The sequence below is a fragment of the Pedobacter frigidisoli genome, from assembly GCF_032678525.1.
GTDB classification, from domain to species: domain Bacteria; phylum Bacteroidota; class Bacteroidia; order Sphingobacteriales; family Sphingobacteriaceae; genus Pedobacter; species Pedobacter frigidisoli_A.
The window spans coordinates 477,870-502,667 of record NZ_JAVTSE010000003.1; the positions used below are offsets into that span (position 1 = coordinate 477,870).

Consider the following 24,798-nt stretch of genomic DNA (forward strand, 5'->3'; position numbering starts at 1 on the left):
TTATAGAACTTATCGCCGCCCGGCAGTTTCATCGGCTTTAGCCGCCCTTGCTACACCATCCGTTTATACGTACTCTCGCTGATCCCAAGATAATCCTTCACTTCCTGGCGATTTTCATCGAAAACACCTCTTGCTCCGGCCTGGTGAGACCTCTAGAGACCAAGACAAATGCTGGCTAGCAGGATCTATCTTGCTAACCAATGCTTGCCTGATAGGCTGGTTGCCAAAACACGCAACCAAAATTCGCAGTTTACTGGGCGAATTTGCTGATGTACGAGGCTTCCGGCTGGTATCGGAAATCGTTTCATCAATAGACCCCAAAGGACTTATTATTGACACTGAACAATTAATTGGTCCCAAATACCAGCTGAAACACCATGAAGATATTGGTGATATAGATCTGCTGGTGATTGATCCTGCCGGGCGTATTGTTTATAGCCTGGAATCCACGAGCATCTCGCCAAGCCGTAATGTCAAAGAAATGATAGAAGAGATGGCAAAGCTTGTATAAGAATGGATTCCAAAGCACATGCGTAGGGATGAGTGGATAAAGGCTAATCTGGATCAGCTGGGGGCAAAATACAGGATCAATTTAACCGGCTTCGAAGTGCGCTCTATCTTTGTAACCCAGCAAGACATGCTGTTTCCTCATCTGAAAAAGATGTCGCTCCCAATTCCATTTCTAAGCAGTTATGACTTGACATCCAAAGGTTTTCAGGCTGTGAAGAACGCTGGGAAATAATATTTCAGGTCCGGGGCGGTGTGCACGGACCTGAAAAAATATCTTCAGCACTTTCTAACCTAGCGATTCCTCTCCAACAGACCGGGCCAATGAAGGGTTGATGAACTGACGCCAATAATATGGAAATATGTAGGTCCTGAAATGTCTGGAAGCAACCAGGCCAATGGACCACATTCCAACATTAAAGAAATTAAAATCTTTTTCCGGAGAATTCTTTGCATGGTCTAAAAGCGTGATTGATTTAAACTGCTCAAAATCTTTTTCCAGTGTAATGCCTGAAAGCGAATAACCTGTGGTATAAGTTGCGTTTTTAGTAAACATCACCTCAAGTGTATCCCCGTCAGGATACCAAAGCACCAGCTCTATATCTGCAAGCACCACCTCGCACATTGTTCTGTACATAGTATAAAGACTTTCGTTATCCAACACAACTGTCCATTCAGCAAGTATGGCCAGCAATGTACTGGAATTATACTCAGTGCCTACACTACGCTCATCGACTGAAAGCTGCGCAATTTTTCTTTTGTCATTGCTGAATACAGGGAATATGTTTTTTAGGACCTTGCCCTGAGCGATGCGGTTGCAAAGCATTGTTAATATCTGCTCAATATTCCCAACCTTTCTCAGTTTAAATAAAAGAATGAACAATAGGTTAATTTCGATATGGTGCTCATCTGCCCTTGGATTGAAAAAGATATCATTGTTGTTAATCAGGGAAATTACCCCGATACATACTTCTTCAGCCTCGTTCCGCATCTCGGTACCCTGCTCAGGTAGTCCACCCTTCTCAAAAAATTCAGAGAGTTGCAGGATCTGCAAACCGCAGAGCGAGAGCAAACCCATTTGTTCATAGACCAGGTAAGTGTAGCTTAAAGGATTTCTGGCAAAATTGCTCAACCCGTCCTGAACTTCAGTTACCTTAGAAATCCTAATGGCGTAGTTCATGGCCATGTCAATATGCCAACGCATAGCGGTGGTGATCTCATGGAAATAATTGTCTTCCAGAGGGAAGCCTGAAAGCTCCTTCCACATGATGAGCAGATATTTTTCGTAACAGTTCAGTGCATGTTTCAGGTTGCCCGATTCCTGCGCATATTTTGCAATGATGGAAAGAATGACATGCATTTGTTTGAGTTGCATCACCTTTTCCCGTTTAACACGCGAATCCCTGAACTGTGAGGAAAGTAGTTCCAGTAGCGCAGTAAAGTGACGATAATCATAGTGTGGATCTTCCAGGTGGATGATAGTCTTTCTGATGAGCGATCGCGTTTCATTGGAAAAAGCATGCTCACTAAGCAATTTATGCTGAAAGTGGTTCACGATGGCATCCAGTCCCCAGAACTCAAAAACGTACTTAGGATATTGCTCGACATATCCTCTCCAGCTTTGTTCGGTTTGTGTTTTCATCACCCCATTGGTCGCAACAACGATTTTTATAGGCAGCTGCAAGTGTTCGGGAGCAAGGTTATTACGAATAAAAATCGTTCTGATCTCATCCAGTGATTGCTGTACACTGTTAATTTCAGCATTCCATGCCCGGCGGTCGATATCTCCACGTTTGACCGTAATTAGAAAAACTTTAGTGATACCATCAAGAAAATCTTTGCCTACAGCATATACATCAACGCCGTTTTGACGCCCCTTTTCGGTGCTGGCAAAAATCTCAATGTCATAAGCTTTGAGAATATCCTGAATCAAAACATCTAGCTCGCCATCTTCCTTAAGGGCATTCACATACTCAGTCAATATCAATTTCATATCGCTTTATGTTTTGGTAATTCCTTCGGATAGATTCATGGTAAATAGGATTGATCTTCTCTCCGGAAGGAAATTCAGTAGAATGTCTATAATGTCCCATGGGCAATATTTCATGTGTGCCGTCCTTGCTTTTGCGCTATGCCCATTTTTTTGTATGTACAGAAACATTTTTAAAGAACCTAGAGAGACCCTTCGCCTTTTTCGACACATTATCCATGCGGACCTGTTCGTAAAAATTGATATAACGGTCCAGCTGTTCATCGGTAGTCAGTTCGGCATATTCACCCAGACTACTCAAGCCTTCAAAATATTCATCGTAGGATTTCAGGATATCATCATAGAAGGTGCGAAGATGTGCAGGCGTTGCAGGCTCCCTCATCCGATCTTTAATCAAATCCAGGGTAGTGCGGTAGTTATAGACTACATATGCTTTCATCAAATCAGAAAGAGCGTCCAATAATACAGTTTCCTCTTCTTTTACAGATTCGATCAAATTCAGACTGAGTTCCTGCAGGTGATCCTTTGAATACATATAGCCTGCAACTTTTATCGCTATGTATAATTTATCCGAAGAGGAACACTGCGCTAAGTGTTTTGCAGATAATTTGAAAAGCTGCTTTGATGGGCCTTCCGAAGTGCTATATTTTAACAGGGCAACATGTACAAGGGGATTTTCTATGAGAAACCACTCTGTTAGCTGGACCTGAAACAAGGTGTTGTCCTGTTGGGCAAGTTCGCTAAGTCCCTCATACAGAAATGACGACTGTCCGAGTTTCTCAAAGCGCGCAGTCAGTAACCGGTAACTCAGATCAAGGTCTTCGAGCTGATAAAGCAGGCCATTAAGCGGATCTATAAGTGCTGCATCATCGCGGCAAAAAATGATGGTAGCCATGTATTCAAACCATTGCCCAATTTTGAGCGCTATGTTGTGTTCCAGATACCAGCAGGCGGCCACCATAATCTCTACAGAAGCACCCGGGCTAAGCATCTCCGAGATCACCTCAATGCGCTTTTCATCTGTGAGCTGGTTACTGGCACATATCGAAATATATTCCTGCGAGCTGATCGTATTCTGCTGCCTGCAGCTTTCCAGCAATTGAATGCAGGGGTTCAGCTTCAAGGGTTGAATCTTGACCCCATTAAAAAGGCCGTAGAGAAGTGATGCAGCGTTTTTATTATCTACGGCAGCTTTTGTCTGATCGAAACAGGCATCATAAACCTTTGGGTCTTCGCCACATACCTGAGGAAATAGCTGCGGAAAAAACCGTAGCAATCCAGGATGAGAAAACAGCAAATCTATTTTCCCGCGAAGAAGTAAACTGCCAGCTGGATCCGTGGTGAGATAATTAACCAGTTGCCTGACCCCATTGCCACTTGTAGCATTCTGAGATTGATGAGTAGAAAGAATAGCTAGCAAAGCAAGGATATCTTCAATCTTGACCTCTAAAAAAGGAAGTGATCCGCAAAGCATATTAATCTGTTTAGCGTCGTTCAGGTCCGCTGATCGGGCAAGATTTGCCCACGAAAGATGCATTGCCGAACACCAATAGATCATCACCATATTAAAAAATGCTTTTCCTTCCTGGGAAGAAAATGGAGGCTTATTGCTCAGTGAATTCATCTCGCCAATGGAAGTCGGTTGAGGATGATTGCTGGGATAGCTGAAATGAATATAAAAAAGTTCCAGAAAGGTGCCACATACCGCTTTTTGACCATCCCACTGAGTCAATAGTTTTTCAGCACATCCCATTGATTCCAGAATATCATACCAATGGGAAGTCAAAATATAATCTCTCCCTTCAAACAGCATTTGCTTGGGGAGATCCCCTGCATTTTCCGATAAGAGTTGCTGTTGACAGGCGATAACTTTTCTGAATTCAGCAGTCACCAGTTCCAGCAATTTTTTATCCATAGTTCATGGTGTTTAAGGCTCCTACTTTACAAGATAAGAACTCCTCGAATATAGATATTTGCTAGTAAATTATTCCATAGCAACAGGGCAAGTACTACACAAAACTCTTAAGGCATTCATTAACTTAGTAGCTGCCAGCGGCTTTTATATATTAGTTATTTCATTGAATGGACATATAAGTCTAGTTCACCCCATATTACCGGAAATTACATTTGAAATAAATTACTAATTATCTTGCAACTATAGATTTAGCGGTACGGAGCCAACTAGATTTGCTTTACCTTCCTACATTGCGCACATTAGGCTACCCAAAAATCAATCAATGGCTTAGCTGCTGAGATTATTGTCACAAGAATTTTTTAAACCAATGGTTGGAAAAATCAGTACAACCGAATAATTTGGCCTCGCTAATTTTTTTACTGTCAAAAGTTTATTTTTAACAGTCTTTTATTAAAAGAAGTTATCTGTAGTGCTCGATTCTGGAATGAATTACTTCAATATCATTTGAGGGATATTTTTTACTTAACATGAATTCAATTTGAGCTTTATTCAAAGCCGGTTCATTTACTTTAGGCCCCAGAATAATCCGTTTTACCTTTAAAAAACTCCCCAATTGTCCGAAACAATCGAGCTCAATGAAAGGAATAATTAAGCCGTAGCGGTTCAGCTTGAATTTAGACTCAAATTCTTTATGTCCAGTTCCGGACATATTACGTACCATCAAACGAATTTCTTCCTCCTGAGCATAATCTTCGTGTTTAAAAAAGAACTTCCAGTAATCAATCATCTCCAAATTGAACCCTATCTCAAACATTGTTTTGAAGTCATTCTGTGCAGTTTTAATTAATTTGAATAAATTCAAATCATATCTAACTTTGGAAAAAAGGATATTATTAAAACCGTTAGCTTCATGGTCAATTTCAAACTCAACTAGTACACCTTTTGCATCATCACCATAAAGCCGCCATTGATTTAATTGGTCTTTAACCTCCGACAAAGAAAATATAAAATGAGAGTTCTGATAAGCTATTGACGTTGCATTATACTTCTCTACACCAACTTTCCCCATGAAATCGTTTACATAGTTTGTCTCGTATTTATCATTCATTCCTGTTAAAGCATTCAAATGCAATTGACCTCCATTTAGAATGTAATAGAGACTTTCGAAAGAAGTATAATGAAACCCGGTTCTCAATCGGTCATTATGAAATACTTTTCTGAAGAATGCATATTCAAAGTCTGGTTTTAAACGAGCATACTCTTGTCTCTTCGCATCGTTTACCATAAAATAAAATTCAATATTATTTGAAACCCTTTCCAAAGACCAAAAAGATTCTTCAATAAATGCTCCAGAAACCGCAACAATATTTTTTAGCAAATCACACACCAAATGAGTGATTAGGGATTTAGGTTGAGTAGGAAGCGGCATAGAGCTTGTACGAGGAATTTAAATTAATTTATATTGTCTGGTCGTTCCAAAGTTAATAGATTCCGTAGTAATAATTACATTCAGAACCGCATCAAATGCAGCATCATGAAAACTAACTGTCAAATAGTGAATAAGTCATTTCCATAGTTTTGTCATGATATCCATGAGGTCAGCCTGTATACTACACTCTCCCTCTCCTTTTACTCTCGAAAAACTCATGACGCAGGTCACTTTTATAAAACCGATCTCCGCCTGGAAACTTATGAGGTTTTAAACTCCCCTGCTTAACCTTTCGCTTATAAGTGCTCTCACTTATTCCCAGATAATCAATCACCTCCTGCCTGGTCAAAAGTACATCCTCAGGTAAACTCAGGTGTCCATAATTAGTCGTGTAAATCATATGGATGATCTCGTAAATTTTCTCTAAAACATCAAGTAGCTCATCAATCCTGTTCATAGGCCTAAAAATTAGCATCGTATTAAATATGAAATCATTCCCTAAAAGGGACTACAAAAAGAGCAAAGCCAGTTCCAAAAATCAAGTTCATAAAAGGTGGTAAAAACTACCACCCCCTTTCCAAACGCATTTAAGGGCTATTTTGACTTAAAAGAAGTTATAAGTGAACATACCGATTCATCACTGCAATAAGGCCATTGACCACTTCACAGCAGCTGCTTATGTAAAAACTTTAATTAATTTCTACGTGAAGGCTAATTTAGGAGCAGTACCAAACTCTCCTAAATCATGCGCCATGACCTACGAACTAGACTATTACCAGCAAATACTTTCTGCGATAACCTCTGATATACAAGATAATCTGGAAGAAGAAAATCTATTCGATGATATTAAATTGGAAGCCCTTCGTATCAAACAGAGGATCGATTGCTACTCGCCCTCAGATACCCACGATCAGAAAGCCAATATACATTACCAGCTTGGTTGCCTGAGCCGTTTTTCAATAATAGTGGAGGCAGCCAGAAGCACAGCAGCTAACCGGGAAAAACTGTCAACCTTGAATTTGCTAATAGAAAACACTGAAGATATTGTAAATCACATTCTTCAACATTACCCAAATGAGTTTGACTTTAGAATACGAGTTACCAGGTATAGGGTCCAGAACTATATAAAAAATAGCGGGGACAAGATCAACCTACTCACGAATGCATTACAAAGCAATCAGATAAATAGTTCGATACAGGAAATTATAAAAACTATCATTTCACCGAATCCAGATCATAATCTCACCTTCCAACAATTAACTTACACACAATATTTCCTGCGCGAGATCAGCCAGCCAACAATCAGCGATCCATCAGACTGGCAAATCACCAAAATTCTGATTGCACATAATTACAACGCCAGACAATTCGGCATATACCTGATCAATCTCTTGAAAACCAAACAATCCGAAGCGACAAGCATAACTGAACAATACCGAATCTTGATCCAATTAAAAAAAGATTTGGCTCAAATCATCCAACATAATAACCCACCCTATTTCCCAGATCTACCTGATATCAAAGAAACCCTGCTAAACACCATTCAGTCCGAATTAGATTTCATGAAAGAAATAGACTTTCTAAATGCAGAACTGATCAATTCCGGATTGCTGGAATCCACATATAAAATTGGGATATCCGTTAAACAACTTGGCTTTCTGATATACCTGTGTATGGACTGCGGCATCATTACTGAAAAGAAAGCGAAAAGTGTTCACCAGTATATTATCTCCCACGTAACTACCAAAGAAAAAGAACAGATTTCAGAAAAGAGTTTTAGCAATGGCTATTATGTACACCTACCAGAAGACATTCGAAAAATAAGCGAGTTACTCGCAAAAATGCTTGCACTCGCCCAAAAGCTATATTAGTAGTCTAAGCAAAGACAAAATCACCAAAATCATATATAAAGTATCAAATATTAAAACCAAAAGCCCAGGTGGTACTGGGTGGTGAAATCTACCACTTGATTCACAATCCCTATACAGCGTAATTTGCGAGAAAACCGCATGAATTACGAATCAATGTTTAAAAAAATGGAAGCCTATCTACCGATAGGACATTCACTGAAATCCTATTTGCAGGTCGCGATCGAGCGAAAAGAGCTGAATAAAAACGAAACCCTAAACACCTCCCAAGTAGAAGATTATCCAGTTATCTTTATAGAAAGCGGGAACTTTAAAACAGTTCTGGAAAGCCTTATAGAACCAGGCCAACAATTACTGCAATTCCACTTCCAAGGAAATTTCCTGGTTTATTTTCTCGAACAAAATCAACAGGATTACAAACTAACCATTCAAAGCCTGAGCGACACCAAACTATTATGCATACCCGCAAAACACATTTTCACACTCCATAAGGTTTTTCCTGAATTCCATCAGCTTATCCAAAAACTATATCAAAAAGAGATGTTGGGACTTCTACATGATACTTTCGCAATCAAAAATTTAACAGGTAAACAGCGATTCGCACGAATGATGGAAACAAAGCCAGACATTTTTCAAATTGCCCCATCGACAGACATCTGCAGATCTATAGGTGTTCACAGTCATACCTTAAGCACACTAAAAACAGCATATTTCGCAGCACTGAAAACAAAACGGGGCTAAAAGTTCCTGTGTCAGAACTATAAAGTACACATACAAACAAATTTCTTCCTACAACAGTACACCTTCGAGCACATTTCATACCCAATTTTGATCTATCAAATCAAGGGACATGAAAAACACAATTGAAAAAATATGTATTTCCTTACTCATTATTCTTTGGGTCTATACTGCCGGATCAAAATTACTGGAGTTTAATAGCTTCAAGCATCAGCTATTTATGCAGCACTTTTCATTTGGTATAGAAAATATATTAGTGTATGCATTACCCATTACAGAACTATTCACCGCATTCCTACTTTGCAAAAAACAAACATTGAGCACAGGGCTAACAATATCAATTGCACTTCTCAGCACTTTCACCATCTATATTGCCCTAATCCTGACAGGCCTCAATACTAAAGCACCCTGCAGTTGCGGAGGCGTACTAAATTTCCTAAACTGGAAAACCCACCTGATATTCAATCTCACCCTGGTGGCACTGAATGCATGGGTAATATATCACCATCGACAAAAAAGAAAGGAGGCCGAAAAAATATCAAACAACGAAATACAATAGCAAAAGCAGCTTTTACTATTGACCTTAAACAAATCAACGGTGCAGCGCACCATTTACCACAAAACTTTTTCGCTTGCTTTTTCAAAGCAAAAAGCATCCTTAAATTATGAAAACTTTAAAAAAAATCAGCTTTGGCGCATTCGCCTTTATTTTAGGACTAACACTAGTACTAACCCAATCTGCCTTTAAAGGCTCACCACTAAAAACGATGAAGCGTTTACCGGTAACCGTTTATTATCATAATTCTGATTTCAGCAAAGCACAAGTTGAAGATGAATCCAACTGGAGCACAACACCTAATTCAGAATCATGCGACAACGAACAAGAGGCAGCCTGTCGCCTGATTATTGACAGCAGTTACATTGTATCTGGCCAATTGCAGAGCAGTGCGAACCTGACAGCTGCTGAATTTACTAACCCGATTAACTCTCAGGTGAGTGCCTACGTTACTGGTTCAGCTGATGCGAATATGGAACGTTCTAATAAAACCCAATAATTAGAAAACAAAGGCAGAGCCATCCGGCTCTGCACTTTGATCATTAACTAAATTTTAATTTTGTGGTATTCCTGTCAGCTCAATTATATCAACAGGTAGTGGCAAAGCGTAAAAAGCCGCATTTGGCTCCAGATAAATTCTTGTACCACTTAGCACCCTCTGTAACCTTATACTTGCACCATCCTTATTCAAGCGTTTCAGGTCACTCCACCGTAAACCCCTCATTAAAAGTTCCTTTCTGCGTTCGCTCCGGATCAATTGGAGTGCCTCCGTTTGATTTTGAGCACTGCGTGGCACATAAGTCGAAGTATTTTTCCAGCGCTTAATCAGTAAACTATTCAAATCCGCCATACTACCAGTCACATTTCCTGTTTTTGCACGGCATTCCGCCCGAACCAGCAGTACTTCGTCAACTGCAATACCGGAGTATAACAGGTTGGTACCTGTATAATTGCCTTTGAACTGTTGCAGGACGCCATTCATTCTGAAAAAAGCCCTTTTGCGAAGATCATCAGCGTGATAACTTGCATACAATGCCGTGTCTATCCTTGCAATATTAGGCACATGTAATGAAAAACCCGCATACATTTCGGCATGAAAGACATCCTCTTTGTTATATCTTCTAAAAGGTACAGTCAAATCAATCCCTAGCACATCACTGTCACCATTATAATCCATTAATGTCGATTTAATTTTGAGACATTCATCAGCATAACGCATCGCATTCTCGTAATCACCCATATAGAGATAAATCCTCGCTAGCTGAGCAAATGCCGCAGGTCTCGATGGACGAAATTTAACAACAGCTTCATTTGGCAACAGTGCAGCAGCATCCCGGGCATCGTTTAGCGCTTGAGTGAGGCAAGCCCTCACCGAGGAGCGCTTTGATGAAGTATTAAAATCCGAAGAAAGCCTTAACACAATACCCATATCCGAGTCAGCAGTTGCATTATCATAACCCAAGGCATACTGACTGGTTAATAAAAAGAAGTAAAAGCTTCTAAAAAAAAGAGCCGATCCCTTTACATTGTCCCAAGCTAAGGCATTTGTTCCATTCCGTTCAACATTCTCAATCCCTTCAATACATAGATTAGCATTGTATATTGGTATATAAGCCGTACTCCATTCGTTAGGATATCGATATTCGAACTTTCGCCAAGAATAAATATTTCTGGCAATTTCGGAGCCACCATCAATTAAATTGGCTGGAAGATAGATATCATCCGAAGACGCCTCTCCATAGGAAGGCGTACGGCCCATATTCATTTGCGTCGCATCATCTAGTATTCCCTGAAGATCAGCAACCGTTTTAGGATTTAAAAGTTTCCCATCAGATTTCACAGCTAGATATTTTTCACAACCCTGAAATAGCACCAGAGAAATAACAAAGCAGAAGCCTGCCAAAATATTTTTGATTTTCATAATTTCATTTTTAATTTATCAGAAATTTCCTCGAACCCCAATAGTAAATGCTTTAGACTGACCAATCTGGTTGAGGTAATCAGGATCAGCCACAGCTTTACTCGCCTTCCACAGAATTCCGAGGTTAGCCCCATTCATATATAGGTCAAGAGACCTAAATGGAAATTTCCATTTTTCAGCGTTTATATGATAACCCAGATTAATATAATCAAGCCTAATGTTATCTGCACGGATTACATTCACTTCAGAACTTCCAAAAAAGGAATCCCGTGCAGCATTTAGCGGATAAGTAAATGAAGGGATGTCAGTCAGCAATTCATCTCCCGGCTTTAACCATCTTTGAGCATAATCAGGATGACCTGTTCCAGAACTGGCAAGTCCAGAATAACTGACACTTCTTTTAACCGCATAATACCCCAATCGGAAATTGATATTGAAGGCCAGACTAATATTTTGGTAAGTAAATGTGTTAATCATAGAACCAGTATATTCCGGTGAGGCAGATCCAAAAAATTGAATATTGTTAGCCGAAACACGTCCCTCTGCAGTAATGGCTGTATAATTGGTACTGAGTACACCATCCACATAGCCTTGGGGATTCCCTAAAGCGTCCAATCCACCCCATTTATAAGCTGCAATACCATAGAGTGGATACCCCACCAAAGGCGTAATTTGTGAACTGCGTCCGATCAGAACAGACAAGCTATTCTCAGTACTGTAGTATTTAAGCGTTTTACTCTGGTTGAAACTAAAATAAACATTCGTATTCCATTGGAAGCGACTGCGTAAAATATTCCTACTCATCAGCTCAATATCCAAACCATTCCCCTCCATGTCAGCAACATTCCTTGTCAGTTCCGCTGAGTTACCCCAGGTTGTATAATCATATAGAAAGGAACCGTAAAGATCTGTTCCCTTTTTGCGGTAATATGCAATGCTTCCACTCAAACGGTTGTTCCGCAAGGCCAAATCCAACTTCAAGCTTAGCTGCGCAAGTTGTTCCCATCGCAATTCAGGATTATTAATCTGGGTAACCCTCACAAAAGGTAACGTTGACACCGTATTAGAACCATATACTCCGGTAGCAGTCGACGTTTTAGTCAAGTCTACATTACCACTCTTGCCATAGGTCAGCGAGAGCCTGAGTTCAGGAAGCCAATTTATGTCATAAAAAGATTCCTTTGATACTGACCATCCTCCTCCAACAGACCATAACGGTTTCCATTTGTCATTTGTTGAAGCTCCAAATACATTCGAGCCGTCCCGTCTTATGCTTGCCGAAAGGCGATACTTTCCTTCGTAAGCGTAAGATCCGTTCGCAAAAAAACTCACAAAACGATTACGCAATTTGGAAAGATTCGCACCCTGCACAATTTGCTGTGGATCACCAGTAATGAAGTGCGAATAGATACCCATGTTGTCTGCATTCTGGTACCCCAGTGGATCCTCCCTATAACCATACAAAATATTTCCATTTCCAGTTACACTTACATCCCTAGCTTCAAATCCAGCGATAAAATTTAATGAGGAAACTCCGATATTTCTGTCCAGGTTCAGCTGTACCCTACCAGTTGATGAATTGGTCTGCGTGTTATCAAATTTACGCACCCCGCCGAGCGGTAAGTTATACTTGACTATGCCAGTTGACCTGTTGACTTGTGAAAATGAATTAATCAAGCCTCTAGTCACATAGCTATCATCATCCGTAATGTTAACCACTTCACCAATTTGCCTTTGCCCTTGATAGCTTGCTTCTACATTTAGAAACGGTAATATCCTATAGGCCAGCATCGCAGTACCCAATACTTCTTCCCTTGATGTTGTGGTCACATTGTGTTTATACTCTTCCGTGGGATAATATTTCCAATCCAACAGCCTTCCCATCCCCAATGTATCCGTGTAAGCAGAACGAAACTCCTGCGCCCATGACCTTGAATTACCCGAGGCATCGCGAAGAGAATCATAAGGTTGTCGTAAGCCACTTTTGATAGATCCATATGCAGGACGGCCTGATGTGTTGTTCGCAAAAGTAACCGTCAGGGAAGTATTCAAAGTCAATCTAGGAAATAACTTCACCTGATCAGATGCACGAAGTACAGCCCGAGACGAACGTGCATAATTCTGATCATAGCCCCTATCATAGCCACCACTCAGACCAAAAGTATGATTAGCACTGCCCGCACGGATACTCAAACCATATTGCTGTAGCATTCCATGAGTATAAAACTCATCAATCCACTCCCTCGCAAGATCAGTCTTTCGATAAATATCCAGCGCAGCCTCTACCTGAGCATCGGTTAACTTTCCATTACGCCTAGCAAGGAACAGTTCAACTGCCGGTGATAAAGACAAATAATTTGTAGCTATCCTTGTGTTAAAATAACCCTTATCGAATAAAAAACGTTCAACCTCGATACTTTCAGTAGAAGACAACTGCGGGTATCTCGTTAAGTCAGGTATCGTATTGATTGTGGTATTAGCATTGAAAGATATATTCAGCGCCTGATTTAATCTGGATTTTTTAGAAGTCAAAACAATTACCCCGTTACCAGCTCTAGCACCCCAGATCGAAGCTGCTGAAGCATCCTTAAGCACCGATACACTTTCAATATCAAAGGGATTAATGTTATTTATATCCCCCTCATAAATAAAGCCATCCAAAACAATTAATGGATCTAAAGGGCCGTTGATAGTTCCCAATCCTCTGATTGAGATGCCTGTCTTATTTTGGGGATTTGAATTAGTCTTACCAACGTTCATCATTACACCAGACGTCTGCCCCAGTATCCGGTCGAGAATATTTGCTCCCGTCCGCATATTAAGCGCTTTCTCATCAATTATTGATATCACCCCATTAATTTCATTGGGCTTGACCCGCTGATAACCCGTACTCACAACAACATCTCCAAGATCATTTACTTCAGCAACCATTTTAACAACCAGTTCCTGTTTTAAGTCAGCAACAGTTTTTAGAATTCGCTCAGTTTTAAAATATCCAACCCCGACAAAGAGAAGCGTTTCCGGTAAAAGCTTGATCGAGATTGAAAACGTACCGTCTGCCAATACGCTTCCCATTCCAGAATGCTTACTCCTCACATAAATATCTTTAGGTGCTGCATCCGCAATAATCACCCGCCCTTTGAGCAAAGTCGGTGCTAACGGGCTGACCTGAGCTAAGCCTTTCAGACTAAACAAAATACATATCCCGAAAATCGCCAAACGAAGCCAAGTCCAAGAATCAATTAAATCATTCCTGTCCATTTTAATACTCCTTTCTTTTTAAGTACAAACTCCGTCCAGCAATGAAATTCTCAATATTTGCAGTATTAAGATCTGCCACAGCTGTAATAGCTTTCACCCTACGATCAGCCCCAATCCACACATAATGGGGGAACATGCGGTGAGGGAACAAAGCCTTGGTCAGAGAATCGTGAAAGGCCACTGGGAGAGAAATTTCATCCTCATTACCAATACGTTTAGCTACAAAAGCCTCCACTTTCTCTTTCGTATCCGATTCAGAATCATCGATAAGAATTACCTGAAGATTCTTCCCATATCGAGATTGCAAATCATACATTTTGGGAAAAAATTTGATGCATGCACTGCACCATGTTGCCCAAAAGTCAAGGACAATAGCTTTTCCCTTAAAATCAGAAAGCCTCATTGTCTGTCTATCACCATTAATTACATTGGTAAATGTAAGGTTGGGAACACGGTCACCTATATTCAAAGGTTTTACCAGTGCTTTATTTTCTGCGACACCTTGCGCATACACAGAAAAGAATTGGCACAGCAGTGCCATTACGATCAACAAAGTCGTTTTTTTCATGAATTAGTTGGTTAGTTAGCTTAGAAGTTTAAATTGGAAGCCTTAAAAAGACATAGCAATACCTGCAAACGGTTAGGCACACTAAAATTTATTAAAACACATAAAATGACTATTTGCAGGCAACTCAAATGTCATTCAGGATTTTTAGGTTTCAGTGCGTACAACCGATCAAACGGACATGCAGCTAATAAGAAATAATAAGGAGAAAAAGCATAAAAAGAACAGCATACAAAATAACCATGGCAAAAAATATTCGCTTCGTGATTACCAATAAGTGTTAAAGTATTTCTTTTCATGCTCGTATTGGTTTATACGAGTCTCGAGTCTAGAAAGCACTATAGCAGGGCTCTAAGACACCGGGCTGCAGGTTTCTGACGACCTTGGAACGATATACAATAGAGCCCATAACGCTATAGTGTGTACGAAAATACACAAAATATTGTCATGGGCATTAATCTATTGTCTCTTCCAATAGCAATTGTCAGAATTTGCAGTCGAGACTCTTTAATTAATACCAAAAAAATAAGAATTGTAAAATATTGTAATTCTTCAGGCATAAATATAGTAATAATTTATTGAGTTGGCAATATTGCCACGAATTTATTTTTCTAAATATCACAATTTGGAATAATGAAAGGTAGAGATGAGCATTATTTCGAGATAATTGGTAAAAATGTACGGCGAATAAGGATTGAAAACAAACTTTCTCAACACTCTCTAGCAGTTCTTTGTGATAAAATTGATAGATCAAAGATTAGTGACATCGAAAACGCTAAAGAAGACTTCATGTTGTCGACGATTTTAGAGATTTGTGCGGCATTAAAGATAAATCTAACTGATTTACTCATAAAAATAGATCAGGAATCGGATATATTAAAAAATAAATAGTTAATAAACCAACATTTTCAATAACAACAACTAACGAGCATGAACTAACAGTATTATTAACCTAATCCCTTAGCCTTATGATACATAAGATAAGATGCGTGATCATCGATGATGAGAGGCACGCGATTACCCTGCTAACGAACCATATTAATTCGGTTCCAAATCTCGAATTGGTAAAAGCCTATACCAACTCACTACAGGCACTGACTGAAATCACAGTAGCAGACAATTTAGATATCATCTTTCTTGATGTTGAAATGCCACACCTTACCGGCATTGAACTGGCAAAAGAACTCAAAAGCAAAACAAGATCGATCATTTTTACCAGTGCCTATCAGGAATATGCAATAGAGGCTTTCGATGTTAGAGCCATCCATTACCTGTTAAAACCCATTACGCTTGCCAAGTTTACCCAAACAGTTGTAAACATCCTCGATCATGAGCTAAACAAAGAAGATGAGCAAACCAAGAATATCAGCTTTTTCAAAACAGGAGAAAAAGGTAAGCTGACCATGGTCAACAAGCAAGAGATTTTGTATTTCGAATCCGCTCAAAATTACGTAAACATGGTTACTGAGGAAAACAAGCAATTAGTATACCTCACTTTAAAAGATGTAGAGAAAATTTTCGTAAATGATCTTTTTTACCGTGTACATCGATCACACGTCATCAACATCAACAAGATTCAGAAGATCGTAGGAAATACCATTAACCTGGGGCAAGGCCACTTGATACTAATGGGAGACGCCTTTAAAAGCGGTCTCATGAAATTTTTGAAAGATAAAACATTGCTATCCGGCCGGAATTAGCATTTAACCTGTTTAACGGTTAGCACCTGCAATACCACCAGTTGCCGTGATAATAATAGTGGTCGTCGTTGGATCAGTGCTTTTGGAATTTCGGTTCCCTGCCGAGCTGAAGACAAAAACTGTTTTTTTCTTCAACTTTTTCTCATACTGTTTCATCATTATACCATGAAGCTAGCGTAGCGAAAAGATTAAAACGAAGTTATTACATCAGCGGGGTCGCAAGTCTGGCCACTAGCCTTATTGTCGTGATAAAACTATTTTCAAAATTCTTTATTAAGTATAAAATCCATTTTCTGGGTTGGCTACTATTCATCTCCAGCGAGATAGGAATAGTTGGTCTGGCATCAGGAATATTTGGCGATGCTGAAAGTTATTTCTGGCATTACTTATTAAAGATCTGCTACTTTTATTTCTGTGCTATCTGGTTGTATCCAATAGTTTTTAGCGGAAATTTTTCCTGGACATGGAAAGCGCCCTTACTAGGCACCCTGGCATTTGGACTATATTTCACTATTAGTTACTTCATAGATAACTATTTACTCAAAGAAACCAACTGGCTGATCCATCATGAAATCCATTTAGGCAAGCAGTATGTGTTTAGTGCGCTTTACAGGGCATTATACTATATGGGATTCGCTGGTTTTTATTTTCTATTCTTAGAATATGTCAAAGTTAACGAAGCAAAGAAGCAAGCAGATCATGACCACTATCAAATTCAGCTTTCAGAACGTGAACTTGAGCTCCAGCTCGAAAACGCGAAAAATGCCTATCTCAAAGCCCAGATTAATCCACATTTACTTTTTAATACATTGAGCTTCATCTATCAGGATATTTATCATAGTTCACCAAAGTCAGCCGATACCATAATGGAACTAGCAGATATCATGCGTTATTGTATTCATTGCGAATTTGAGGAACAAACAATCTTATTAAGTGAGGAGATTAAACAGGTTCACCGACTTATCAGCTTACACCAAAGTCGATATGAGGGCATGGTTTATATCAATTTTGAATATGGTGCCGATGTTCCGGAATCTAAACTCATTCCACTTGTTATCGTAACAATCGCTGAGAACATCTTTAAACACGGAATAATTCTGGACAAGGAAAATCCAGCCATATTAAAATTAGAAATTGAAGCCCAGCATTTGAGAATTACCAGCAGAAATTTAACTAACAGAAAATCAGCAGTAAAAAGCTTAAATAAAGGACTAGAAAATATCGCCCAGCGTTTAAACATCATATATGGAGACCAGGCGACCCTGACATACGGATCAGTAGACAAATATTTTGAAATTTCCATCATTGCACCAGTTAATTATATTAAGCAACCACCTAAACAACTTACATCATGAAAAGTAACCTACTTATAATTGTACTCTCAATTCTTTTACCCCATCTAAGTTACGCCCAACTGCCCTCCTTGCGAATCATTGACGGAACCTTAAGAACTGTAGAATCCGGAATGCTCGTCGTGCCACCTAAAGACAAATACAAAAAAATTATCGATAGCCTGGATCAGAATCTAAAAAAATCACCTAACGATACCACCAGTTTATTTTACCGTTCATTATTATATTATAGTTATAACCAGAAAATGGCCGAGCCAGCTCAAACAACCAAAGGAACACTTGAAAATTTACTCATCGCCAAAAACATGATTGAAAGAGCCATATCAGAAAAAATGATCAACGTCAATACAAAGATTCTAAGAGCACAAATATACGCCGAATTATGCTACAGATTTTCAGGCGACGAATCCTGGATGTTCACTCCGGCAGTTATCCAATCCAGAAGAAAACTATTTGAAACGTCTAAAGCAAAAGCTAATGATAGTTATGATGAACTTATAAAGTCAGGCATTAGTGAGACCTATGTATTGGAAAAGAAAAAAGTCAAAGATGAATATCCTATAAAACCATAATTTTCGATTTGCTTCTATAATTGTATTCAGTAAGTAAAAAGCTCATTATTGAATCTAGACTGCATGAAAACAACGAGCATGTATCTGATCCAAAATATTTGCTAAACAGTTAAATTGGCTTTTCAAGAAGTTGCCAAACATCAACTCTACTCATTAATCAGTAAAGTTCCAATCTTCCACAAAATTGAGCTAAAGTAGGGTGATGCTTAGTATAGTTTCCATTCTTAGTCAGAATACCCGTATTGACCAATCTGGCCATGGCCTCTTCTTCTGAAGAATTCATCGCTCTTTCTTTCTTAGCTAAGTCAATCAATCTTTGGCGATCTTTATTATTCATGTGAACTGTATTTAAACTTGTAAAGATTTGTATTCGATTAGTCGAAATGCATAACACACTATCCTAACACAAACACTGCTTTAGTACTAGATACTATATACATATTATAATTGTAATGCTAACCAGAGATGTTATTCTAAATTTCCAGAATGTAACACAGGATTTAACGAATCCAAGAATCCAGCAACCCCACTAAAATCAAAATAGCGCTCAAGCAGGATTTCACACTTATACTTCAATGGTAAGTGCAACGCCCATTTGGAAAAATCTATCAGTCCAGGCTGGGCGATCACAGCGTTTTCTAAATGAAAATCAATATCAGCCAGTACCTCCCGCGCTTTAGCAATCGCTAGGTCCACCGCCTGCTTACCTCCAGAGAAGACAAAACTGCTATTATGCTCGGTATACTGCACCTCCGTACCCGAAGTTTTAAACAGAAAACTTAGACTTTTATTGATCCTGCTACCCTGAAAGCTAAACAGCTGGCAGCTGCTATCCTTTAAGAGTAATGGCCGATCGTCAGTAAGCGACTCGATGCGATATCCCTGAAACTCTTTTCTCATTTCCCTAACCACCTCGCCAGCAGGTTCAGCAAGTTCAGATATGATGGCAGACTCATATAACATCTCCAGCATTCGTTCTCTGATTCTGGGATGAATATCAGCTCCAGCGCCAAAAAACAGCGGTTTCTTCCCGTCATTTGCAGGTATGACAGCAATTTTCTTTGCTTTGTGGTCCACCTCAATCACCTTCCATATTTTGGCAGCCAGCAATAGGTTTTGATCCAAGTCTATTTGCGGCGAAAAGGGAATCTCGCCAATCGACCGGTCATAGTTCACAACTTTATAATTTGCCTCCGTTTTGAAAACACTATAAAAATCCCTGCTGTTCACGATCCATTCTCCTTCAACGCCGATAATGAGCTCACCACCAATCTGCTCAAGAAAATCATGCGTAATCAGATGTTCAATTATATCCACTACTGCCTCTAGCTTTATATCCCGGAAGGCGTAGTTAGCCTGGATTTTGGAAAGCAAAACAGATTTTGAGCAGCCAGAAAGCTGCTTCACATAGGCCAATAACTGATGCCACAGAATATCGTAAGGCTTGGCTGATGAGACAAGTGGTTCGATATAACCTTCACGGTAAAGCGCAAAACAGGCTAGTGACTGCAGCAAACTCCACTTATCAGTAGCATAAAAAAGCAGTTTACTAATCTCCCCTTCCCTGCGACCGCTTCTGCCAATCCGCTGAACAAGTGATGCGATTGAAAAAGTGGCATCCACCTGCACGACCTGTTCCACCGAACCGATATCAATCCCCAGTTCAAGCGTTGAAGTACAAGTAATCGCGAAAGGATAGCGAACATTGGTCTTGGCAAAAGTTTCTATGTATTCCCGGAGCTCCTTATCAACAGATGAGTGATGAGAAAAATAGTTGCCATGTCCCCCTACTCTGGCGGAAAGCTTACTGAGCTTCACTGCTATTTCTTCTGCGCGGCCTCGGCTGTTGGGAAAAATCAATACCTTGTTATTTCTGGTGCTTAAGTAAAGATCCTTCAGTAGCTCAATAGGAAGATCAACACCCTCCATCTCAAAAAACCTGAATTCAGCCTCCATTTCCTTGGCATTCTTATCAAGTAATACTTTAGTATTGGCTACATCCCCCGTCATTTTCTTTGCAGAATCATAATCACCGATGGTCGCCGATAGACCCACCACCAGAAATTTTCCGACATTCAAACCCTGCAAGCGTGCCAGCAGTGATTTCAGCTGGATTCCCCGATCGCTTCCGATAAAGGAATGAATTTCATCGATTACCACATATTGCATTGTGGAGAAAAGATTAACAGCGTTATGGGGTGCATTGGCCAGCATCGCCTCGATTGATTCAGGGGTAATGAGTACGATCCCTTGCGGATTTTTAACCAGCTTATTTTTTTCTCCTTTACTTGCTTCTCCATGCCACTTGGTCACTTTTACATCCAGATACTGGCAAAGTTCCTCCACCCTGTTAAATTGATCGTTAATCAGGGCGATTAAGGGTGAAATATACAATACCTTTACTCCAGCGGCGCTAAAATCAACCTTGGACAGGATCGGCAGGAAAGCAGCCTCAGTTTTCCCTGAAGCCGTACGCGAAGCAAGGATCAGGTTTTCTTCTCCACCCAAAATTTTGCCGATAGCTGCCAGTTGAATCGGTCGCAGAACCTCCCAGCGTTTATCCCTGATGTATCGCCTGACCGGCTCGGAGAGCAATTCGTACATGTGCTAAATTTCCTCTATATCCGCCAGTAAAGTTGTTTCATCAGGCCTTTCATCCTGTATAACCAAATCTCCAAATAACTTAGACTTGTCTACCTCAGGGTTTTGTCTGATAATACTTAAAATGTTCAGAAAATCCCTAATTACTTCCCTAGGCGTCAAAAATTCATTTGCACCTGGCTTATTGAACAGCTCCTCCATAAATTGCTGGATATCCTGATCGGAGACATTCAGCTCAGTTTTATAGTTAAAGTCAAATACTTCTTTCAAACGCTTCAACAATACGAAGATTTCATTGTGATCCAAAGGCATTAGGCGGATCACAGGTTGGGCAAAATCCCGGATAGCCTGGGTTTCGAATTTATTGGTTTCCAGTCTTGACTTCAAAGCCTTATAACTGAAAAGCCCGCGTCTGGGATTTTCCAATACTTCTTTCGTACCCGCAAAGTTAATGAACAGATTACTTACCTTGCCCTGAAAACAATCATTGTAAATCGTGAGTATCTTCTCATAATTCTTTTCGCGCATAACCGAAGTTGAAATCTTATAAAGATTAATCGCCTCGTCCAAATTGATCATAAAGCCATTGTATCCGATACTGACGAAGAGCTTACAGAAATTCTTAAGCATGTCGTAATAATTCAGGTCATTGATCACCTCCCTTACACCTAAATCGGTCCGGGCTTCAGTTTTGGTCTTATACTCACCTTTCAACCATCTTAGCGCATTACGACGAAGAGATTCGTCCTGCCGAACAAAACCTTCATAATACTTCATAATAACAAAGCCGAAATCAAAACCACCAACTTCAGTAATCTCATTCACGGTTTTCATAATATTATCCTGAACCAATTTAATATATTGCTCCTCGCGGATATCAGCAATAGCAATTCCACTAGTCTGTGCAGTCTGCATCATGATCTGCTCAATCCACTTTTCAAGCAGCGTCTGTAAGGCGCCACCTTCAGGCTTGGTTTGAATCGCAACATTATCCATGATTGCAGCATAAAGTGCAACACCCTTTCCGTCATTTGAATACAACCGGTTATCAGGCGTAAAATCCGCATTGGCCACGACAAACTTCTGTTTAAGCGCTACAGTATTTAGCAAATGGAGCATAAAGGATTTACCGGAACCGAATTCGCCAATCCAAAACTTCACTATACTATGCCCGTTTTTAACGTCTTCCAATGCGGAAAGAAAAGCATCCACTTCTGCTGAACGTCCAACGGTAATGTGCTGAACACCTATTTTAGGAACCACCCCACCAAGCAAAGAATTGATAATGGCAGTGGCTTCCTTTGGTTTTAAATTTGAGATCATTAAGATAATATTTGTTTATAGTAATCAGGATTTATTTCGTAACCCTCAGCGGATTCTTCAATGAGAACATCATCCAAAAATTCATAACACAATTCATTGATAGCATCAATAAGCTGATTTTTAAAAACGCCATGTTCCATGGCATAATTTTCGGCATCTGCCAGACCCACTTCGAAGCTTTCGGCAAACCTGTCCAGAAAACCAACCTGCACCGGATTTAAACCGATCTCACTACGGGCAGCAACTGCTTCAGTCGAAAGTAGCGCTTCTTCCAACACGGAAGGATGCGCAACGGTCGTTTTCAATTCATACACCTCCTCCTCATCTTTGAGATATTCACTTAGAATCGCTACCGTACCATTGTGCTGCAGTTCAACTTTTTCTATCACAGCAGCATCCAACACAATAGATTTTCGACGCGGTTTGTAAATGGTTTCCACAGCTATCAGCGCCGTCCCCAAATCACGGTGTTCGGACAATTGATCAATGATTAGCGTAAAAGCATCTAACTGCTCCTGGTTAGAAAAAAGTTTTTTCTGAATCGTTTTGTTAAGCTGTTTATTGTCCACCACCACAGAATGCAGATCATGCCAGATGTAATGCAGATAAAATTTCAGCGACTCCATCTTATCGATCGATGCCATAAACTTGGAAGACTCATAATAAATCTGTTCAACCGATGGGTTTCTTTCGTTCATCTTTCCAAGTTCATGGAGTGAAGTTACAAGTGCTGACTGATCCTTTCCCCTTTCTGCCTGCGTAAGCTCCTGAAATTTATCCTTCCACCGAGTAGTACTGGCTGCATTAAGCGTCATTTCAGTTTCCATATCTGGCAAACCTACCGTGGGACGAAGGTGCTCGATGACCTCATCAGTGATCAAACCCAGCTTGGCATAAAATAGCGTTTTAACCTCTTCACTGCGGGAATAAAAGTCAGCGGAAATCTTTCGCCGATGCCCCCAGAGTTCACGGATCACCATTTCCGCTTTTTTATAAATATAATAATAAATATCACCCTCAGCAGAACTACCAAGCATGGAATGACCATAGCCTTCCCAATAATGGGGTGATGAACGCTCAAACTCAGCAAGCTTAGCTTTAATGGGTGCAATCTCCTGAGATAATGTAGTACCTTCCTTTTTTAGCCGTTTGACAATTAATTTTAATGACAGCAGATAAAGTTTAATGATTTCGATCTCTGCCCCTTCAATCGCATTGAAAACATTATTGTAGTTATAAAATTTGTTCAACCAGGCAGCTTCCTGTGTACTTAGATTTAATTTCTTTTTATATTTCTTACCCAAAGAATATTCATCCGGGTCATATCCGCTATATGCCGGCTGTGGACTTTGATCAGTTGATTGCATCGGCACTGAAAAGTCGATACGCTGGGCAATATCACCTACGTCAATGATTGATTCATCGTGACTAAAATTATTCGTATTATTTTCCTTAGGTTCAATACTTACCATATTTTGTTGCGCATTGTTAAAGGAAGTTGGTGCTAAAGATGCAGGAGCAGCATTCGCAAAAGCGTGTTTTGTAACCATTGAAGTCGGAACAGGAACTTTCGTCAGCTTCTTTAATTCTTCTTTTTTCCCGAGCATTTCAACCCTTCCTCTTTCGGCAAGCAGGCTCAACATGGCCTGGACATTATCCTGAGAAAATCTGTTGGCCTTAATCAGATCATAAGTAGACTGGTGAAGGTCCTTATAATCATCAGCGGTAACATTAACGCCAGTAGATCCTTCGGTTGAAGGTCTGGTTTGCATAAAAGAAATCAGCAAATGTTCCAATGGCTTAACGCCCATTTTCGAATAACCAATCGCCATCACCCGCCAGATCTCCTGATTGCTCACCTTTAGTTTTTCTCGCCTTGAAGTCACAAACTGCATCCATTCCCAGCCAAAATGCTTGGTAGATAATTCCAGCGCCTTTGAATTTACAGAAGCAGGAGGAACAGTTTTTTTAAGCGGTAATGGCTTAGCTACCTGGAAAGAAGAAGATGTCCGTTTCAAGGGAACAGGTCTTTGGTTGAAATGATTGTTTTTTGGCTTCTTTTTGGAACTGGCTGCAACAATGATAACGATAGCAACAATGATAAAAAATATGAGCATGATCTTAACTTAGAAAGGCTAAGATACAAATTCATGGATAAATTTAAAGGTTAGTCCAATTTCAATTCATATTATTCGCTAGGTAAACTCAAAATATTGTAATCGATTCTCAAACTGAATCACTAATCCATTGATCTATTACGTTTGTGCTCCTTTTCAAACGCCATGTTAAAAAATCCAAGCAAAAGGGAGGATAACTAAATAATTGTATTCAAAATTATCAAAAAATACAACCTGAAAAAACCGAGCTGCTTTCCCTTATCTTACCAAAAGAATAACAAAGACACACTAGGTAACCTATAGCCATTTTATTTCGCCTTGAAAGGCCTCGGAGTATTTTGGGTGATACATTTAATATTAAACTATTTTTTAAACGCTCCCTA

Annotated in this window: 22 protein-coding genes; 10 read left to right on the forward strand and 12 right to left on the reverse strand. The window is 39.8% G+C overall.

Going from position 1 to position 24,798, the window contains the following annotated elements; all coding sequences use genetic code 11:
- The first annotated feature begins 190 nt into the window (after positions 1-190).
- Both R2Q80_RS11160 and R2Q80_RS11165 read left to right on the forward strand, forming a co-directional pair.
- Complete coding sequence (locus R2Q80_RS11160; RefSeq protein ID WP_316799684.1) at positions 191-511, forward strand: hypothetical protein; 321 nt, start codon at positions 191-193, stop codon at positions 509-511.
- A gap of 18 nt (positions 512-529) precedes the next feature.
- The gene (locus tag R2Q80_RS11165) at positions 530-742 is read left to right on the forward strand and encodes a hypothetical protein (RefSeq protein WP_316799685.1); all 213 of its coding nucleotides are present in this window, start codon (positions 530-532) and stop codon (positions 740-742) included.
- A gap of 54 nt (positions 743-796) precedes the next feature.
- Here R2Q80_RS11165 and R2Q80_RS11170 read toward each other — a convergent pair whose 3' ends face one another.
- The 4 genes from R2Q80_RS11170 to R2Q80_RS11185 form a co-directional block, all read right to left on the reverse strand.
- Positions 797-2,500: a hypothetical protein gene (locus R2Q80_RS11170; RefSeq protein ID WP_316799686.1), complete on the reverse strand. Its 1,704-nt coding sequence runs from the start codon at positions 2,498-2,500 to the stop codon at positions 797-799.
- 136 nt (positions 2,501-2,636) lie between these two features.
- Positions 2,637-4,412: a hypothetical protein gene (locus tag R2Q80_RS11175; protein ID WP_316799687.1), complete on the reverse strand. Its 1,776-nt coding sequence runs from the start codon at positions 4,410-4,412 to the stop codon at positions 2,637-2,639.
- Between the two features lie 460 nt (positions 4,413-4,872).
- The gene (locus tag R2Q80_RS11180) at positions 4,873-5,841 is read right to left on the reverse strand and encodes a DUF2971 domain-containing protein (protein ID WP_316799688.1); all 969 of its coding nucleotides are present in this window, start codon (positions 5,839-5,841) and stop codon (positions 4,873-4,875) included.
- A gap of 181 nt (positions 5,842-6,022) precedes the next feature.
- Complete coding sequence (locus R2Q80_RS11185; protein ID WP_316799689.1) at positions 6,023-6,298, reverse strand: helix-turn-helix domain-containing protein; 276 nt, start codon at positions 6,296-6,298, stop codon at positions 6,023-6,025.
- A gap of 163 nt (positions 6,299-6,461) precedes the next feature.
- Here R2Q80_RS11185 and R2Q80_RS11190 point away from each other — a divergent pair, with 163 nt between their 5' ends.
- The 4 genes from R2Q80_RS11190 (at position 6,462) to R2Q80_RS11205 (ending at position 9,502) form a co-directional block, all read left to right on the forward strand.
- Positions 6,462-7,712, forward strand: coding sequence for a hypothetical protein (locus R2Q80_RS11190; RefSeq protein ID WP_316799690.1), 1,251 nt, complete (start codon positions 6,462-6,464; stop codon positions 7,710-7,712).
- Positions 7,713-7,850: 138 nt separating this feature from the next.
- Positions 7,851-8,450, forward strand: coding sequence for a hypothetical protein (locus tag R2Q80_RS11195; protein WP_316799691.1), 600 nt, complete (start codon positions 7,851-7,853; stop codon positions 8,448-8,450).
- A gap of 109 nt (positions 8,451-8,559) precedes the next feature.
- Positions 8,560-9,006, forward strand: a complete 447-nt coding sequence (locus R2Q80_RS11200; RefSeq protein WP_316799692.1) for a MauE/DoxX family redox-associated membrane protein — start codon at positions 8,560-8,562, stop codon at positions 9,004-9,006.
- 106 nt (positions 9,007-9,112) lie between these two features.
- Positions 9,113-9,502, forward strand: a complete 390-nt coding sequence (locus R2Q80_RS11205) for a hypothetical protein (RefSeq protein ID WP_316799693.1) — start codon at positions 9,113-9,115, stop codon at positions 9,500-9,502.
- A gap of 54 nt (positions 9,503-9,556) precedes the next feature.
- On the opposite strand, the gene R2Q80_RS11210 is transcribed toward R2Q80_RS11205, so the two are convergent.
- From R2Q80_RS11210 to R2Q80_RS11220, 3 genes are read right to left on the reverse strand one after another with little or no spacing between them, the layout of a single operon-like run.
- Positions 9,557-10,924: a RagB/SusD family nutrient uptake outer membrane protein gene (locus tag R2Q80_RS11210; RefSeq protein WP_316799694.1), complete on the reverse strand. Its 1,368-nt coding sequence runs from the start codon at positions 10,922-10,924 to the stop codon at positions 9,557-9,559.
- A gap of 18 nt (positions 10,925-10,942) precedes the next feature.
- Positions 10,943-14,185: a SusC/RagA family TonB-linked outer membrane protein gene (locus tag R2Q80_RS11215; protein ID WP_316799695.1), complete on the reverse strand. Its 3,243-nt coding sequence runs from the start codon at positions 14,183-14,185 to the stop codon at positions 10,943-10,945.
- A 1-nt stretch (position 14,186) separates the two neighbouring features.
- A complete protein-coding gene (locus R2Q80_RS11220; protein WP_316799696.1) occupies positions 14,187-14,753 on the reverse strand; it encodes a TlpA family protein disulfide reductase in 567 nt (188 codons plus the stop codon).
- A 630-nt stretch (positions 14,754-15,383) separates the two neighbouring features.
- Here R2Q80_RS11220 and R2Q80_RS11225 point away from each other — a divergent pair.
- Both R2Q80_RS11225 and R2Q80_RS11230 read left to right on the forward strand, forming a co-directional pair.
- Positions 15,384-15,641 (forward strand): helix-turn-helix transcriptional regulator, encoded by a 258-nt coding sequence (locus tag R2Q80_RS11225; RefSeq protein ID WP_316799697.1) that lies wholly within the window; start codon positions 15,384-15,386, stop codon positions 15,639-15,641.
- Between the two features lie 77 nt (positions 15,642-15,718).
- Complete coding sequence (locus R2Q80_RS11230) at positions 15,719-16,450, forward strand: LytTR family DNA-binding domain-containing protein (protein WP_316799698.1); 732 nt, start codon at positions 15,719-15,721, stop codon at positions 16,448-16,450.
- Between the two features lie 12 nt (positions 16,451-16,462).
- On the opposite strand, the gene R2Q80_RS11235 is transcribed toward R2Q80_RS11230, so the two are convergent.
- Complete coding sequence (locus tag R2Q80_RS11235) at positions 16,463-16,609, reverse strand: hypothetical protein (RefSeq protein ID WP_316799699.1); 147 nt, start codon at positions 16,607-16,609, stop codon at positions 16,463-16,465.
- An 86-nt stretch (positions 16,610-16,695) separates the two neighbouring features.
- Here R2Q80_RS11235 and R2Q80_RS11240 point away from each other — a divergent pair, with 86 nt between their 5' ends.
- Positions 16,696-17,805 carry a sensor histidine kinase gene (locus R2Q80_RS11240; RefSeq protein ID WP_316799700.1) on the forward strand — a complete coding sequence of 370 codons (1,110 nt, stop codon included), beginning with the start codon at positions 16,696-16,698 and terminating at the stop codon, positions 17,803-17,805.
- The gene (locus R2Q80_RS11245; protein WP_316799701.1) at positions 17,802-18,374 is read left to right on the forward strand and encodes a hypothetical protein; all 573 of its coding nucleotides are present in this window, start codon (positions 17,802-17,804) and stop codon (positions 18,372-18,374) included. The genes R2Q80_RS11240 and R2Q80_RS11245 overlap by 4 nt, the downstream gene beginning before the upstream one ends.
- Positions 18,375-18,531: 157 nt before the next feature.
- On the opposite strand, the gene R2Q80_RS11250 is transcribed toward R2Q80_RS11245, so the two are convergent.
- The 4 genes from R2Q80_RS11250 to R2Q80_RS11265 all read right to left on the reverse strand — a co-directional run bounded on the left by R2Q80_RS11250 (position 18,532) and on the right by R2Q80_RS11265 (position 24,415).
- Complete coding sequence (locus tag R2Q80_RS11250; RefSeq protein WP_316799702.1) at positions 18,532-18,711, reverse strand: hypothetical protein; 180 nt, start codon at positions 18,709-18,711, stop codon at positions 18,532-18,534.
- Positions 18,712-18,842: 131 nt separating this feature from the next.
- Positions 18,843-20,978: a DEAD/DEAH box helicase gene (locus tag R2Q80_RS11255; protein WP_316799703.1), complete on the reverse strand. Its 2,136-nt coding sequence runs from the start codon at positions 20,976-20,978 to the stop codon at positions 18,843-18,845.
- Between the two features lie 3 nt (positions 20,979-20,981).
- Positions 20,982-22,298: an ATP-binding protein gene (locus R2Q80_RS11260; protein ID WP_316799704.1), complete on the reverse strand. Its 1,317-nt coding sequence runs from the start codon at positions 22,296-22,298 to the stop codon at positions 20,982-20,984.
- The gene (locus R2Q80_RS11265) at positions 22,298-24,415 is read right to left on the reverse strand and encodes a tellurite resistance TerB C-terminal domain-containing protein (protein WP_316799705.1); all 2,118 of its coding nucleotides are present in this window, start codon (positions 24,413-24,415) and stop codon (positions 22,298-22,300) included. The genes R2Q80_RS11260 and R2Q80_RS11265 overlap by 1 nt, the downstream gene beginning before the upstream one ends.
- Positions 24,416-24,798 lie beyond the last annotated feature (383 nt).